This window comes from Kribbella deserti, from assembly GCF_042434725.1.
Classification (GTDB): domain Bacteria; phylum Actinomycetota; class Actinomycetes; order Propionibacteriales; family Kribbellaceae; genus Kribbella; species Kribbella deserti.
On sequence record NZ_JBHLTC010000030.1, the window covers coordinates 293,851 to 308,969 of the forward strand.

Here is a 15,119-nt window from a genome sequence, read left to right on the forward strand (position 1 = left end):
TCAACTAGCTGGTTAGTCGCCTAGCATGATCGGCATGGTTGGGGACGCGGAGGCGACAAAGAAGCGGCTGCTGGAGGCCGCGCTGCAGGAGTTCGGGGCGTTCGGTATCGCGGGGGCGCGAGTGGATCGGATCGCCGCGATGGCGGGTTGCAACAAGGCGCAGATCTACCACTACTTCGACAGCAAGGACGGCCTGTTCGACGCGGTCTTCGACCAACTCGTCAGCGAGACCGTGCGCGAAACACCGATCGACCCGGCCGATCTCCCGGAGTACGCCGCGCAGTTGTTCGACCGCTACGAGGAGAATCCCGAGATGGCCCGCCTCGCGACCTGGTACCGGCTCGAGCGCGCCGACCTGGAAGCACCACTGGATTCCGTACTGGCAGGCAATCGGCAAAAAGTCGAGCTGATCGCAAAAGCCCAGGCCAACGGCGTACTGCCAACGCGCTTCGAGCCCGCGGTGCTGCTGGGCCTGGTCCTGCACCAGGCCTCGCTCTGGAGCACGATGGCGCCGGAGGTCAGCCTGCTGGTCCGGGAAATGACCTCCGCCGAACGCCGCCAACTCGTAGTGCAAACCGTCCGAGCCCTCCTGCGCGCTTGACCCGCCCGGGCCCGCGGTCCCGCTACGGACCAACGGGATCGGCAGGATCGACGTGCGTGCTGCGGGCCTGCGGAGGGCGGAGGAGGCCAACGGTTGGCGCGGGTGTCAGCGGTGCCAGATGTCGCGGTGCGGCTGGTACTCCATGGCGGTGGCGATGCGGGTGGCGAGGTCGGGACCGATCTCGCGTTCGACGATCCAGAGGGCAAGGTCGATGCCGGAGGTGATGCCGCCCGCCGTGACCAGGTTGCCGTCATCGACGACGCGGTTCTCCTTCACGTCCGCACCGGTATCGCGCAACGCCTGCCAGGCCTGACGGTTGGTGGTCGACGGCCGGCCTTTGGTCAGCCCGGCGGCCGCAAGGATCATCGCGCCGGTGCAAACCGAGCCGATCCAGCTGAGGTCGGGTGCCAACTCCGCCAACCGGGCGGGAAGTTCGCCGCGCTGGACCTCGGCCCAGGCGCCCTTCTCGGCCTTGCTGAGCCAGCCACCACCAGGTACGAAGACGGCGTCGGGAGTACCGGCCGCAGCCAGGCCCTCGGTCGCACGGAACTCCAGCCCGTTCATGCCCTTGATCTCAGCCGGACCGTCAAGCCCGACCATCACCACCTCAAGGTGGCCCTGGCGCGCAGCACTCCCCCACACCTCGAAGGGGCCCATCACGTCCATCTCGTCCACACCGTCGAAAGCCACGATCTCAATCCGCATGACTCGACCCTTTCGCGGCAGGCCGACCCCGGCCAGTACCGCGCCGGCCGAACTTCGGAAGATACCGGCCATTGGCCGCATAGATAGGACCATTGGGCGCTAGAAGCTCGCCCCAACGGTGATCAGTCGCTACACCTAGGAAGCCGTCTGTCCCAGGAGGTTCGACCCATGCCTCAAGTTCGCCGCCTTACCGCCCTGTGCACGGGATTGCTGCTGGCCTCCAGTGGACTCATCACCGCCATCGAGCCAGCGGGTGCCTCCAGGCTTGCGCCGACTGCAGGAGCGGCCACGGATGCGGCTGCGGCTGCGGCTGCAAAGGCGGATGCGGATGCAGAGACGGCTGCGAATGCTTGCGATCCGGCTGTCACCGCCGCCGCCGGCTTCGTGCCGGTACTACAGATCGACCTACCGCAGAACGCCGGCTGGCTGAACCGGCCATTGCCGTACACACTCGATCGAACGGCCGAGGTCGGATCCAGCTTCGACCGCGTCGGCTACTGCCTCGAGCTGGACGGCCCTAAGGGAGTTCAATGGGTCTGGACCGCGATGGAGCCGTTCACCGCGGCTGCCCGGCGGATCGGCCTGCCGACGCGGCAGGGTGAACTCGTCCGGCAACGCGTCGGCGATCTCGAGGTCAGCTCCAATGTGCCGGGCGTGACCAACGGCAGCGGCCAGACCGGCTACCTGGAGATGTGGCCGAACAAGTACGAGAAGAACAACAGCAGCCAGGTCGCGAACGCCTCCGGCCTGACGTTCGACGCGGACGACAGGCCGATCAGCAGTTACGGCTACGGGTCGTTTCAGGTGCACCAGATCGGCGCGACCCGGCCTTCGAGGTTGGCGGCGGACACCGTGTTCGCGATCAACAGCTTCACCGAACCGGCCAGTGGCACGCTGTCGATCGGCATCGGCACCAACACCGATGGACAACCCGACTGGACGTTCACGAACAACGCGGCCCGCTATACGCAGCGCCGGTTCACCGCGTACGTCCGGCCCTCGCTGGTCGCGTTGACGAAGTCACCCCAGGATCGGCAGCTCGTCCCCCGGGACAGCCGAGGCGGAGCCGTCGTGCCGGTCGCGGGCCGGGTCACGGATGCCCGCGTGCGCGAGGTCAAACTGCGCATCAGCGGCCCGAGCGGCACTCGGACCCTGACGGCTCCGGCCTCGCAGCCGTTCCGGTTCACCCCGCGGATCAACGCGGGCCTGCACGAGTACACCTTCGAACTCCGCGCCATCGGCCCTGGCATCAACCGGGTCGTCGCGAAGCGCGAAGGCGTCGTCTCCGGCGACGTGTACGTCGTACAGGGCCAGTCGAACGCCGTGGCCTCCAGCTACAACGGCAGCGCCGCCACCGAGGAATCGCCGTACCTGCGGAGTTTCGGCACCTCGGCCTCGGGCGGGCAGATCTCCGGCGCCGACCGGGTCTGGCACTACGCGGCCGGGGACGTCACGAACCAGTCCGGCTCGGTTGGCCAGTGGGCGATCCGGTTGGGCCGCCGCATCGTTGATACGTACAAGGTCCCGGTCGCGCTGGTCAACGGCGCTCACGGCGGTCAGCGGATCTCGTTCTTCCAGCGGAACGACAGCAAACCCAACGACCTCTCGACGAACTACGGGCGGCTCCGGCAGCGCCTGGTGTCGGCAGGCCTTATCGGCCAGGTGAAGGGCGTTCTCTTCTACCAAGGCGAATCGGACAGCGACAACGCCTCGATCCACACCAGCGGCTTCAGCGCGCTCTTGAACGATTGGCGGGCCGACTTCGGCAAAACCCTGCCGGGCGGCAGCAAGTACTACGTCCACCAGGTAAGGACCTCGCCCTGCCGTAACAGCACCTCGATCGCGCTACGCGAGGCGCAGCGTAAGATGGGCGACAGCCTCGGCGTGACCGTGCTCTCGACCAACGGGCTTCCTGGCCACGATGGCTGCCACTACGCCTGGGTGGGTGGTTACCGGGAGTTAGGTGACCACAACTTCGCGGTGATCGCCCGCGATCTGTACGACGGCCCGAAGTCCGGGGTGGCGGCTCCGAACCCTGCAAGCGCCTCCCTCGCCGCAAACGGCAGGCAAGTGACGATCCAGCTTCGGGCGGCCGACGCGCTCAAGGTGGATACAGGCTCGAAAGCCCACTTCCGCCTCACTGGAACCACCGCCACGGTTACCTCGGTCAGCTACCAGCCTGGCGGCAAACTCATCCTCGCCCTTTCGGGGCCTGCCACAGCGGCGACCTCCGTCAGCTACCTGAGCCACAACGGGGCCGGGCCGTTGATCACCAACGCCACCGGTGCCGGGCTGCTCGCGTTCCAAGTCCCTCTGACCTGAGCAGCCCGCCAAACCGGATGTGGATAAGTTGGGGACGGCCTAGGGTTCGAGTATGGAACGCGAACTGCCGGGCCGGCTGGCAATGGAGGCCTACCGGCCCCGACTGACCCGAGCGCTAGGGGTGGTCGAGCGCGGGCAGTGGGTGCTCAAGGCGACGGGGATCACGGCGACCGAGGAGTTGCCGAGCGCCGCGGAAGTCGAGGCCGTGTCAGAACTGGTGGCCGGTCTGACGCCCGGCGGGATCGGCTATCTGATCGTCCATAAGGGCGCCGAGGCACTTTGGGTGCTGGTCGGCCGGTGGGAACTCGACATCCTGTACCAACGCTTGTTCCGGGCCACGCTCGGTACGACGGAGTTCGAGGAGATTCCCGGCGGCGGGCCGACCGCCTGTGTCTGGGAGCTGGCCGTGATCGATCAGGAACGACGCTCCTGGGTGCGGCACGTGCTCTCCTACCCCGAACAGCCTCGCTATGAGGACTACCTCGCTGACACCACCACGATCGCCGAAGCCGACCGCTGAGTTCTGACACCCCTGGACCGCCGGAGCCGCGCGAGGGCCGGATCAGCGCCGCAGTCGACTAGGCAGTGCGCGCGGTCATCAACAGCTGTGGATAACTGGTTGTGGATAACTTGTGGCATGGGGTGACTGGATGAGGGTGGGACCCGGGGCCGACGTACCTTAGAGGGCATGGTCACTACAGGGGGACGACCTTCCGCGCCGGCCGGCGTGGAGGAGCGGGTGGGGCCGTACCAGTTGGTGCGGCGCCTCGGACAAGGCGGCATGGGCGTCGTCTATCTCGCCCAGAACGCGGATGGGCGCGAGGTCGCGCTGAAGGTGTTGCGGCCGCATGTCGCCCACGACGCGACCGCCCGTGCCCGGCTCGAACGCGAGACTGCCACCTTGCAGAAGGTGGACCATCCGGGCGTCGCGGGTCTGCTCGATTTCGATCTGCAGGCGGAACGCCCGTACCTGGTGACACGGTATGTGCCCGGCAAATCCCTCGATGAGCATGTGGACGACCGCGGGCCGTTGACCCCGCAGCGGTGGCTGCCGATGGCCGGGTGTTTGGCCGAGGCGCTGCAGGCGATCCACCGGGTCGGCGTGGTGCACCGCGATCTCAAACCGGGCAACGTGCTGATGCTGAACGGCCGGCCCGTCATCATCGACTTCGGTATCGCCCAGGCCGCCGACGACCTGAGGCTGACCGCGACCGGCCTGGTGATCGGCACGCCTGGTTACCTTTCGCCCGAGCTGATCGACGGCGAGGCCGTCACTGAGTCGGCCGACTGGTGGGGCTGGGCCGCGACTTGCGCCTTCGCGTTGACCGGACGGCGGCCGTTCGGCAAGGGCCCGTTCGAGGTTGTGCTGCATCGCGTCCACACCGGGCAGTTCGACCTGGAAGGCGTGGATCCGCGCCTGCAGCCGTTGCTCGCGGCGGCGCTCTCGCCGCACAAGCGCGACCGCCCGACCGCGGCCGAGATCATGACCGGACTCAGCCGGTACGCCGAGGGCCGCGAGGCCCTCGTACCGAGCACAAAAACCGTCACCAGCGAAGTCGAGGTCGAACCGCCGCCGTCAACGCGGGTGATGACCCGGGTGATGCCCACCGACGACGCCGCGACCGAGATCACCCCGGCCATCAAGGACGAGCCCGAGCAGGAATCCGACGAGCTGGATCCCGTCGAGGTCGCCAAGCTGGTGCCGTCGGTCATCCCGCCGCTATCCGCGTTCGCCCCGCTGCGAGACCGGATTCGCGCCTCGACGACCTCTACCCCTTCACCGCCGCTAGCCCAGCCAGCCGGTTTAGGCCAGCCCGGCGGTTTAGGCCAGCCTGCCGGAGTAGGCCAGCCTGCAGGGCCGTACGCGCCCGTGCCGAGCCACCCCGCGACGTACTCGCCTGCACCGACTTCGGCCCAGCCGGCGTCGTTGCCGCTCGCGTACCAGTCACCGGCCTATTCGCCCGGGCAACCCGGTGGATACCAGGGATACCCGCCGCAAGGCCCGACGACGGCCGGGCAGCCGGTATCGCCGTACGGCCATGCTGTGCCAGCGCCGACCAAGAAGCAGCAGAAGGCGCAGAAGGCGCTCGCCCGACGGGAGCAGGCTGCACCACCCGTGCCGCCGCATCTGCTTCCGACGCGCTCAGGTCTGATGTTCGCGGTTCTGATGGCGCTAGTCGGGCTGGCCGCGATTCTGCCGGTGGTGGCGTTCGGGGTACTTGCGCTGCTGATGGTCATCGCCCGGTCTGTGGATCGCTCTAGTACGGCGTTGCTGCGCAGGCGGGAGGTTCGGGGTGGCAAGGGGCGTTCGGACGGCCTTGTGGCGGTTGCGGCGAGTCCGCTGCATCTAGTCACCGCTGCCGCTATCACCCTGCCTTGCCTGATTACGCCGCTACTAGTCGGCTTCACCATGGGTGGCCTGGCCACACTCGTTATGGCCGTCTTCCAGGGCTTGAGCTGGGGACACCTCGCCACGACAGGTGTAGCCGTTGGGGCGCTGTCCGGGTTCTTCACGGCCTGGATCGGCCCGGGCGGTTCGTCGTTGCGCCGCGGCGCCCGGACCACCCTGCGTGCGGCGTTCCGGCCCGCGTGGCTGAGCACGCTGGTCGCGGTTGCACTGCTGGCGGTCGCCGGACTGTGCTGGATGAACGTCGCCAACGGCAGCGTGCCCGACTGGTCCCCGATCGGTACACCCTCGGTCAACGTGCCGGAACGGCCCAGCCTGGGTGACGTCCGGAACCTACCCGTGATCCGCGACATCCCGTTCCTCGGCCGCTGACACCAGATCCCGGCCTGTACAAACGACGATCCCTCCCCGCCCTGGCGCACCAGAAGGCGAGGAGGGATCGGCCGGCTCAGATGCGGTTGTCGAGAATCACCATCTGGCTGCGCTCCGGACCGACGCCAACGGCCGAGATCGGCGCGCCGCTCATGGCCTCGATCGCCTTCACGTAGGTCTGCGCGTTCTTCGGCAGATCCTCGAACGTGCGACAGCCGGTGATGTCCTCGGACCAGCCGTCGAACTCCTCGTACACCGGCTTCGCGTGGTGGAAGTCGGTCTGGGTCATCGGCATTTCCTCGTGCCGCACCCCGCGCACGTCGTACCCGACGCAGACCGGGATCTTCTCGCGCCCGGTCAGGGTGTCCAGCTTGGTGAGCACGAAGTCCGACACCCCGTTGACCCTGGCGGCGTACCGCGCGATGACGGCGTCGTACCAGCCGCAGCGACGCGGGCGCCCGGTCGTCGTACCGAACTCGAAGCCCTGCTGGCGCAGCCACTCGCCATCGTCGTCGAGCAGCTCCGTCGGGAACGGGCCTTCGCCGACGCGGGTGGTGTAGGCCTTCACGACCGCCATCACCCGGTCGATCCGGGTCGGCGGAATGCCCGAACCCGTGCAGGCGCCGGCCGAGATCGCGTTGGACGACGTGACGAACGGGTAGGTGCCGTGGTCGACGTCCAGCAGCGTCGCCTGGCCTGCCTCCATCAGCACGGTCTTCCCCGCGTCGAGGGCCTTGCCCAGCAGCAGCGCGGTGTCCGCCACCATCGGGCGCAGACGCTCGGCGTACGACAGGAGTTCCTCGACGACCTCGTCCACGGCCACCGCGCGGCGGTTGTAGACCTTGACCAGCAGTTGGTTCTTGAGCTCGAGCGCGCCCTCGACCTTCTGCTTGAGGATGTTCTCGTCGTAAAGATCCTGCACCCGGATGCCGACGCGGTTCATCTTGTCGGCGTACGTCGGGCCGATGCCGCGCCCGGTGGTGCCGATCTTGCGGCTGCCCAGGAACCGCTCGGTGACCTTGTCGAGGGTCCGGTTGTACGGCGCGATCAAGTGGGCGTTGGCGCTCACGACCAGCTTCGAGGTGTCGACACCCCGGGCCTGCAGGGCCTCGAGCTCCTCGAACAACACACTCAGGTCGACCACCACGCCGTTCCCGATCACCGGGGTGACCCCGGGAGTCAGGATGCCGCTCGGCAGCAGGTGCAGCGCGTACTTCTCGCTGCCGATGACCACGGTGTGGCCGGCGTTGTTACCGCCGTTGAACTTCACCACGTAGTCGATCTCAGCCCCGGTGTTGCCGAGCAGATCGGTCGCCTTGCCCTTGCCCTCATCGCCCCACTGGGCGCCGACGAGCACGATTGCGGGCATCTCAGCCCTCCTCTTCACGTACGGCGTGCGGCGCCATCGCCGCGATTGCACTGCCGTGGAAAACGGTGAAGCCCGGACGCGCGTGTCACCGGTGATCCGGTGGCAACAGCATCCAGGCTCTTGCGGCCAAAGCTTAGCGGACTTGCGCGTTAGGACCGGTCTATGGGCAGTCCGTGACGGATCGCAAGCAGTTCGATACGACGGGTTGCCATTTTCCGTGATCGCGTGCACACTCTTAGTCAGCGGCCCGCCGAAACTGCCGCAGGGGACGGTTCCGGCGGGCCGCTTTCTTATGCCCGGGTGGTTTCCGGGCCAACGGCTGGGCCATTCGATTCAGTCGATGGGGTTCGACTCCAGCCACTCCATCACGCGGCGATCGGCCTCTTCCTTCGAGACGTTCTCCACCTTGGTCAGAATCGCCCAGCGATGACCGAACGGGTCGATCACCGTGCCGTAGCGATCGCCGGTCACGAAGGTCTGCACCGCCTCCACCTGCCGGGCGCCGGCGTCGATCGCGCGCTGGAAGGCCGCGTCCACATCCGGCACGTAGTGCACCAGCGACGAGTGCACCCATTCGCCGTTCGGCGCGCGCAGGCCGATCTGTGGCATCTGGTCGCTCAACTGCAGCATGGAATCGCCGAACCGCAGCTCGGCCTGGGCCACCCGCCCGTCGGGCAGGTCCTGCCGGCTGACCACCTCGGCGCCGAAGACCTGCTGGTAGAACGCGATGGCCTTGGCCCCGTCGTTGACCGCCAGGTACGGGGTAAGCGAGTGATAACCGTCGGGGATGGGGTTTACCGTGTTCGTCATACCCGCAGTCTTCGCCGTGACGGGCCGCCCGGTCTTGTAAGAAAGCGACAGCCTTTGACGACACCCACCAACAGCGAACGCGGCATCCTGCGCCCCCAGGAGCAGGCACGCCACCGATCCCTGACCCGGCTCGCGGCCGGACCCGGAGTCGGCCGCTTCGTCGAGTGGTACTGGTCGGTCGAATGGGCGCTGTCCGAGCCGTACGTCGCCGAGGTGCTGCCGTATCCCAGCGTCAACGTCACCTTCGAGGAACCAGGCGGCGCCTTCGTCAACGGCGTCTATACGAAGAAGTTCAGCCGCGAACTCACCGGTCATGGCCGGTGCTTCGGGGTGAAGTTCTGGGCGGGCGGGTTCGGCGCCTTCACCGGCCGGGACGTCGGCGCGTTCCGCGACCAGGTACTGCCGTTGGCCGAGGTCTTCGACGACGCCGGCCGCCTCGCCGATCTGGTGTTCAGCCAGTCCTCCGACGTACGGCGCCGCGCCGTGGTGGAGGCCTTCCTGTCCGAACGTCTGACCGAACGGCACGCGGCCGAGGATCCGGCGTACCAGCAGGTGCTCCAGGTGATCGGCGCGATGGCGGAAGATCGCGACCTCACCCGGGTGGACCAGGTGACCGAGCGGTTCGGCATTCCCGTGCGCACGCTGCAACGGCTCTTCCGGCGCTACGTGGGAGTCGGCCCCAAGTGGGTGCTACGCCGCTACCGCCTGCACGACGGCGCCGAACTCCTGGCCCGTGGCGAGATTCGCGAACTGGCCGAGTTGTCGATCCAGCTCGGGTACTTCGACCAGGCCCACTTCTCCCGCGAGTTCAAGGACGTCGTCGGCAGCACCCCCGCCGAATACGCCGCCGCCTGCGCCCGCTCCAGCACCCACCCAGTAGTCGCCTACCGCTAACCACCAAACACAACAAGGCACCTGGTTGTGTTGCGTGCGCCGAGGTCGGCTCGGCCGGTGCCTCGGCTGCTCGGGTGGGCGCTCCCCTGGTTGAGCGAGCGGCCGGGAGGCGTTTGGTGGTGCCCGCGTCGATGATCAGCGTGGTGATGGCCGCCACCCGGGCCGAATTGCGCCGGTGGCCTACCGCTAACGGCCACTTTCCTTTGCGTTCGTCGGTCCGGGAACCACCCTCACCGGCCCTGCCGGACCAGCAGGTTTGGCCGCGATTGAGGGCGATTCGGACCCGACGAACGCAAGAGGGGGCAGGTTAGGCGAGTTCGTCGGCGGCGGTGGGGGACGAGTCGCGGAGGAAGGTGGTGCAGCGCTCGGCTTCGTCCTTCTCGTCGATGATGGCGGCTGCCTTGCCGAGGACGGCCAGGCAGCGGAGGAAGCCTCGGTTGGGCTCGTGCTCCCACGGGACCGGGCCGTGTCCCTTCCAGCCGTTGCGGCGAAGGCTGTCCAGACCGCGGTGGTAGCCGGTCCGGGCGTAGGCGTACGCCTCGATGGTGCGTCCGCCGGCGAGTGCCTCCTCGGCCAGGAACGACCAGGCCAGGGACGAGGTCGGACGCTTGGCGGCGACCTCAACGGCCGGCGTACCGGCGGCGAGTTCCGCCGCCGCGGGGTCGGTCGGGAGAAGCGTCGCGGGTGGGCCTGACATCAGATTGTTGAACTCCATGGCCCCATACTCTCCGATCGCCCGAACAACCCCCGCCCCGGCGACCAGTTCCCCCTCAAACCCGCCTCGCCACCTCCGCCCCGGCTGCCGCAACGTCGCGCCTCGGCACCCCGCCTGCCACCGCCAGAGCGCCGCCCTCATCCCCGCCCTCATCCCCGCCCTGCCGACGCTCCGCGGCGGCAACCTGACCCACCTCCGCTCTGCCATCGGAATGCGCCGCCTGGGTCATGCCGTCTGGGCGCGGGGACGCGCTGGAGTGGTGGGTGGGCGGCGAGTTTCGGCGGGGTGGGTGGGGGCGGGGGTAGTCTCGCGAATGAACTTGACGGCAGATTAGTGAACTTCATGCACAGATTCGCTCCGATCGTGCGGACAACGGACCGGTGACCATCAGCCGAAATCCGTTGACCGTTCATCGACCGGACACCGATGCTTGAGATCCTGCGGGCTGACCGGACAGGAGGTCGCGATGAGTGTCATCGTCCTCAACGCGTCGTACGAGCCGTTGCACACGGTGTCGATCCAGCACGCCATCAGAATGCTGGTGCGTGAGGTCGCCGTCGTTGAGGAGGCCCACGGGGAACGGACCATTGGCCCGTTCCCGGTGCCCCGGGTGCTCCGGCTCGTTCGTTATGTCGTCACGCACTGGCGCTACGCCGCCGGCCGGATGAAGTACAGCAAGCACGGTGTACTCCGGCGGGACAAGTTCCGGTGCGCTTATTGCGGCAAGCACAACGCGGACACCATGGACCACGTCATACCCCGGTCCCGGGGCGGCGGGACCGAGTGGCTCAACGCTGTGGCCGCACATGCCTCGTGCAACGAGCGCAAGGGAAACCTCACGCCCAGCGAGGCCAATATGCCCCTGCTTTGGCAACCTTGGATACCCACGCGCGCCGAGCTCATGCTCTGATCCCGACTCCGGAATGCCGGTGGTCGGGTTTTCTGCATTCTGGGCCGGAAACCAGCGCCCAAACGCAGGTGCGAGCGGGACGTCAGCAGGTGCAGTCGGTGTCCTCGTACGGCGTAGGCGGGCGTGGGCGTCGGCGGATCGGCCGCGGGCGGCTCGGGTCGAACACGCGCACGCCGGATCGCGCCGCCGCGCGGGCGAAGGTACGGCGGATGCGCTCGGCCAGTTCCTCGGGTTGATCCAGCTCGGGCCAGTCGATCCACCCGTACTCCACCGGGGGCGGCCCGGCCGCGTCGTACGACAGGGCAGGCAGGTACGACAAGCCTGCGAGGTCGTCGCCATCGCCGGGCCGCCAGTACCGGAGCCAGGGCTCGAACTCGAACACCGTGCGCTGTTCCGGGAACCACACGGCGGTGGTTCCTTCCTCGGAGCCGGGCAGGAACCCGTCCATCGGCGGCGGCCGCTCCGCCGAAGGCGCAGGTAGGCCTGCCTCGACAAGCACCGACCGCAGCCGGCTCTCCGCCAACGAGCCGGAATGTGGTGAGGCCCGGGCCAGCACCCGGCGGATCCGCCGCGCCTGCCCCGCCTCGAATCGCCTGGCGGCAGCTCCGATCGACGCGCGGGTCGCCCGTCCGCCCCAGAGCGCTGCCTCGGTCACGACCAGCGCGGGTTGCAGCGAGGCCGTGGCGGCGATCTCGGCGACGGCCCGGGCGAGGGAGACGACGCGCAGGCCGTTCCACCGGCGGGGCTTGGGCAGGCCCGCCACGTGCAGCGTCAGACCGCCCTGGTGCCGCCCTGGTCGGCCCGTCGCGGCGGTGACGTGCAGCCGGGACAGGTCGAGGCCCCAGGCAGGCAGACCGTACAGACAGACGGCCGACTGGTGGCTCGCGACCAGCCCTGGATCGCCGTACCGCAGGAGGTGGTGGAGCCGGCGCAGATGGGTGGTCTCGTCGGTCACCGGTAGCAGCTGGCCAGGCGCATACGTCCCCGGGCTGATCCGGCGCCAGCCGCCGGTGGTCAGCAGGGTGTCGATATCGCGGTCGGGATATCCACACGCGCGGGCGTCGGCGCGGGTGAACACCCCGCCACGGATCTGGGTCATCACGATCAGTTGCGGGTTCACGCGGAGAAGATGCCCTGCCCAAAGCCCAACAGCACAACGAATTCCGCCACTGTGGATAGCCACTGGCCCAGCCGGAAGCGGCACTGATCACTCGCGGTCCCGGCCGGTCTGGCACGCTTCGAAGCCAGATCTTCCTGTCCAGCGGAGAAGCCAGTGGCTCACGAAACCACCTTTCAGGCCCTCTACATCCAGGGCCGCGGAGAACTACGCCGCCAGCTCGCCGAAGCGGTCCGGACCGGCCGCACCTACGTAACCGACCGCCCAGGCAACGACGCGTCCGCCCCACCGCCAGCGACCGAAGAGATCCTGATCAGCGGCCGCCCCGCCGTACCTGGAGACCGAGCGCTCCCCGGCCACTGGGAGAGCGACCTGATCCTCGGCAGAAGGAACACCTCGGCCATAGGCACGCTGGTCGAGCGTGCCACCCGCTACGTGATGCTGCTTCACCTGCCCCACGGCCGCACCGCCGAACAGGTTCGTGACGCTCTGGCCGCCACCGCCCCAGATCTGCCCGCCCACCTCGCCAGGTCCCTGGGCGAAAACAGCCGCGGCGATGAGAGGGCTCGCGTCGCATTCACTGTCTCCACCGCACTTCCCGTCTACTTCTGCGATCCGGAGTCACCCTGGCTAGGCGGCTCCAACGAGAGCACCAACGGTCTACTTCGCCAGTACTTTCCCAAGGACGCCGATCTGGCCGTGCACAGCCGCGAGCACCTGGACGCGGTCGGGGTTCAGCTCAATGGGCGGCCACGCAAAACGCTCGGCTGGGAAACCCCAGCCGAGCGTCTGCAGAAACTACTCGCGACCTAGGAGCTTCAGGCCAGCAGCGAGGTGCCGGTGGAGCGGAGGTGCTCGCAGGCTTCGACGATGCGCTTGGCCATGCCCTCTTCGGCCAGCTTGCCCCAGGCGCGCGGGTCGTAGGCCTTCTTGTTGCCGACCTCACCGTCCACCTTGAGCACGCCGTCGTAGTTGGCGAACATGTGCGCGGCGGCCGGCCGGGTGAACGCGTACTGCGTGTCGGTGTCGATGTTCATCTTGATGACACCGTGGTCGACGGCCGAGCGGATCTCTTCCAGGGTCGAGCCGGAGCCACCGTGGAACACCAGGTCGAACGGGCGCTCCTTGCCGACCTTGGCGCCGACCTGGTCCTGGATCTCCTTGAGGATCTCCGGCCGCAGCTTGACCGCGCCGGGCTTGTAGACGCCGTGCACGTTGCCGAAGGTGAGGGCGGTCAGGTAGCGGCCGTTCTCACCGGTGCCGAGGGCCTCGACCGTGGCCAGGCCGTCCTCGACCGTGGTGTAGAGCTTCTCGTTGATCTCGTGGGCGACGCCGTCCTCCTCGCCACCGACAACACCGATCTCGACCTCGAGAACGATCCGGGCCGCCTTGGCCAGGGCCAGCAGCTCCTTGGCGATCTCGAGGTTCTCCTCCAGCGGCACCGCGGAACCGTCCCACATGTGCGACTGGAACAGCGGGTTCTCGCCGCGGCCGACGCGCTCGGCGGAGATCGCCAGCAGCGGCCGGACGAAGCCGTCCAGCTTGTCCTTCGGGCAGTGGTCGGTGTGCAGCGCGATGTTCACCGGGTAGTTCTTGGCGACCTCGTGCGCATACGCCGCCAGGGCGACGGAGCCGGAGACCATGTTCTTCACGGTCGGGCCGGACAGGTACTCACCGCCGCCGGTGGAGACCTGGACGATGCCGTCCGAGCCGGCCTCGGCGAACCCGCGCAGGGCGGCGTTCAGCGTCTGTGAGGAGCTGACGTTGATGGCCGGGTAGGCGAAGCTGTTCTGCTTGGCCTTGTCCAGCATCTCGGCGTAGACCTCAGGGGTGGCAATAGGCATGTCTCGCGGTACTCCTCACAGCAAAGAACGTGTGGATGAGGCTTCAGTATTGCGGTGCACGGCCGGTTGCCGCCAAGTGGCCCAAGCACTGGGACACCTGGCCGGCCGGGCCCGCGGGGATCACAGAGCAGACCACTGATCGGAGAGGACCGATCCAGTGCGCATACCTGTTGATCATGTGGTTCGCGCTAACCTCCGCTGCGGGGACCGCGGGGAGTCAGTGCCATGTGCAGCCGGTAGCGGTCGGCCCGGTACGCCGACCAGGACAGCTCGACCACCTTGCGACCGGCGAAAGTCGTGCGTTCGAGCACCAGCAGTGGCGCTCGCCGGGCCACGCCGAGCACCCGGGCGACATGGCCGTCGGCGTTGTCCGCCCGCACGGTCTGCTCGCCCGAGGTGACGACCACGTCGTACTCCGCGGCGAACACGTCGTACAGCGTGCCGAGTTCGCGGCCGAGCAGGCCCGGGAACAACGCGGAGGGGTAGTACCCGATCTCGTAGGCCATCGGGGAGGCGTCCGCGGTGCGCAGCCGCTCGACCCGGATGACCGGGGTGCCCTTTGGCATCCGCAGTCCCTGCGCGGTCTCGTCCGAGGCCTCCACCTCGGTGGCCGAGAGCACCACCGTGCCGGGTTCGAGGCCACGGGCCCGCATCTCGCGGGAGAACGAGGTGAGGTGCAGCTGGGAGTCGACCTGCGGCCCGGTGACGAACGTCCCCTTGCCGTGCACTCGCTCCAGCGCCCCGGACTCGACCAGGTCGCTGATCGCCTGCCGGACCGTGACCCGGGAGACGTTCAGTTTGTCGACCAGGGCCCGCTCCGACGGGATCGAGTCCCCTGGGTGCAGGTCGACGTCGATCAGTCGCTCCAGCACCGCCCGAACCTGGGAGCGTTTTGTCGCCACCATCGGCTTTCGCCCTCCTGACCTGCGCATTCGAACAGATTTTGCGCGTTTGCGGGAAGTGAGCTTTCGGGGTTGCCGGACCCGGTGCACTCACTGCTATCGTGCGCAGCATACCTGTTAAGACCAGATAGGACCAGTGATTTCAGTGGTG

Annotated in this window: 14 protein-coding genes; 7 read left to right on the forward strand and 7 right to left on the reverse strand. The window is 68.0% G+C overall.

Translation table 11 applies throughout. From position 1 onward, the window contains the following. Positions 1-34: 34 nt before the first annotated feature. A complete protein-coding gene (locus ACFFGN_RS24100; RefSeq protein ID WP_380051545.1) occupies positions 35-601 on the forward strand; it encodes a TetR/AcrR family transcriptional regulator in 567 nt (188 codons plus the stop codon). 105 nt (positions 602-706) lie between these two features. Here the strand turns inward: ACFFGN_RS24100 and ACFFGN_RS24105 are convergent, their stop codons facing one another. Continuing rightward, positions 707-1,306, reverse strand: coding sequence for a DJ-1/PfpI family protein (locus ACFFGN_RS24105; protein WP_380051547.1), 600 nt, complete (start codon positions 1,304-1,306; stop codon positions 707-709). 168 nt (positions 1,307-1,474) lie between these two features. Here ACFFGN_RS24105 and ACFFGN_RS24110 point away from each other — a divergent pair, with 168 nt between their 5' ends. From ACFFGN_RS24110 to ACFFGN_RS24120, 3 genes are all read left to right on the forward strand, one after another. Beyond that, positions 1,475-3,628 (forward strand): sialate O-acetylesterase, encoded by a 2,154-nt coding sequence (locus ACFFGN_RS24110; protein ID WP_380051549.1) that lies wholly within the window; start codon positions 1,475-1,477, stop codon positions 3,626-3,628. A gap of 52 nt (positions 3,629-3,680) precedes the next feature. Next, positions 3,681-4,148: a hypothetical protein gene (locus tag ACFFGN_RS24115; RefSeq protein ID WP_380051551.1), complete on the forward strand. Its 468-nt coding sequence runs from the start codon at positions 3,681-3,683 to the stop codon at positions 4,146-4,148. A gap of 168 nt (positions 4,149-4,316) precedes the next feature. Next, positions 4,317-6,407: a serine/threonine-protein kinase gene (locus ACFFGN_RS24120; protein ID WP_380051553.1), complete on the forward strand. Its 2,091-nt coding sequence runs from the start codon at positions 4,317-4,319 to the stop codon at positions 6,405-6,407. Between the two features lie 76 nt (positions 6,408-6,483). Here ACFFGN_RS24120 and ACFFGN_RS24125 read toward each other — a convergent pair whose 3' ends face one another. Together ACFFGN_RS24125 and ACFFGN_RS24130 are read right to left on the reverse strand one after the other, a co-directional pair. Further along, a complete protein-coding gene (locus ACFFGN_RS24125; RefSeq protein ID WP_380051556.1) occupies positions 6,484-7,776 on the reverse strand; it encodes an adenylosuccinate synthase in 1,293 nt (430 codons plus the stop codon). Positions 7,777-8,109: 333 nt separating this feature from the next. Continuing rightward, positions 8,110-8,586, reverse strand: a complete 477-nt coding sequence (locus tag ACFFGN_RS24130; protein ID WP_380051558.1) for a VOC family protein — start codon at positions 8,584-8,586, stop codon at positions 8,110-8,112. 54 nt (positions 8,587-8,640) lie between these two features. On the opposite strand from ACFFGN_RS24130, the gene ACFFGN_RS24135 reads away from it, so the two are divergent. Further along, positions 8,641-9,480 (forward strand): DUF6597 domain-containing transcriptional factor, encoded by an 840-nt coding sequence (locus tag ACFFGN_RS24135; RefSeq protein ID WP_380051560.1) that lies wholly within the window; start codon positions 8,641-8,643, stop codon positions 9,478-9,480. 307 nt (positions 9,481-9,787) lie between these two features. On the opposite strand, the gene ACFFGN_RS24140 is transcribed toward ACFFGN_RS24135, so the two are convergent. Next, positions 9,788-10,195, reverse strand: a complete 408-nt coding sequence (locus ACFFGN_RS24140; RefSeq protein ID WP_380051562.1) for a DUF3151 domain-containing protein — start codon at positions 10,193-10,195, stop codon at positions 9,788-9,790. A gap of 466 nt (positions 10,196-10,661) precedes the next feature. On the opposite strand from ACFFGN_RS24140, the gene ACFFGN_RS24145 reads away from it, so the two are divergent. Continuing rightward, positions 10,662-11,105: an HNH endonuclease gene (locus ACFFGN_RS24145; RefSeq protein WP_380051564.1), complete on the forward strand. Its 444-nt coding sequence runs from the start codon at positions 10,662-10,664 to the stop codon at positions 11,103-11,105. 82 nt (positions 11,106-11,187) lie between these two features. On the opposite strand, the gene ACFFGN_RS24150 is transcribed toward ACFFGN_RS24145, so the two are convergent. Beyond that, positions 11,188-12,225 carry a type IV toxin-antitoxin system AbiEi family antitoxin domain-containing protein gene (locus ACFFGN_RS24150; protein ID WP_380051566.1) on the reverse strand — a complete coding sequence of 346 codons (1,038 nt, stop codon included), beginning with the start codon at positions 12,223-12,225 and terminating at the stop codon, positions 11,188-11,190. Between the two features lie 108 nt (positions 12,226-12,333). On the opposite strand from ACFFGN_RS24150, the gene ACFFGN_RS24155 reads away from it, so the two are divergent. Next, positions 12,334-13,035 carry an IS30 family transposase gene (locus ACFFGN_RS24155; RefSeq protein WP_380051695.1) on the forward strand — a complete coding sequence of 234 codons (702 nt, stop codon included), beginning with the start codon at positions 12,334-12,336 and terminating at the stop codon, positions 13,033-13,035. Positions 13,036-13,040: 5 nt separating this feature from the next. On the opposite strand, the gene fbaA is transcribed toward ACFFGN_RS24155, so the two are convergent. Both fbaA and ACFFGN_RS24165 read right to left on the reverse strand, forming a co-directional pair. Then, positions 13,041-14,066: a class II fructose-bisphosphate aldolase gene (fbaA, locus tag ACFFGN_RS24160; RefSeq protein WP_380051568.1), complete on the reverse strand. Its 1,026-nt coding sequence runs from the start codon at positions 14,064-14,066 to the stop codon at positions 13,041-13,043. Between the two features lie 188 nt (positions 14,067-14,254). Then, positions 14,255-14,938: a GntR family transcriptional regulator gene (locus ACFFGN_RS24165; RefSeq protein WP_380051570.1), complete on the reverse strand. Its 684-nt coding sequence runs from the start codon at positions 14,936-14,938 to the stop codon at positions 14,255-14,257. Positions 14,939-15,119 lie beyond the last annotated feature (181 nt).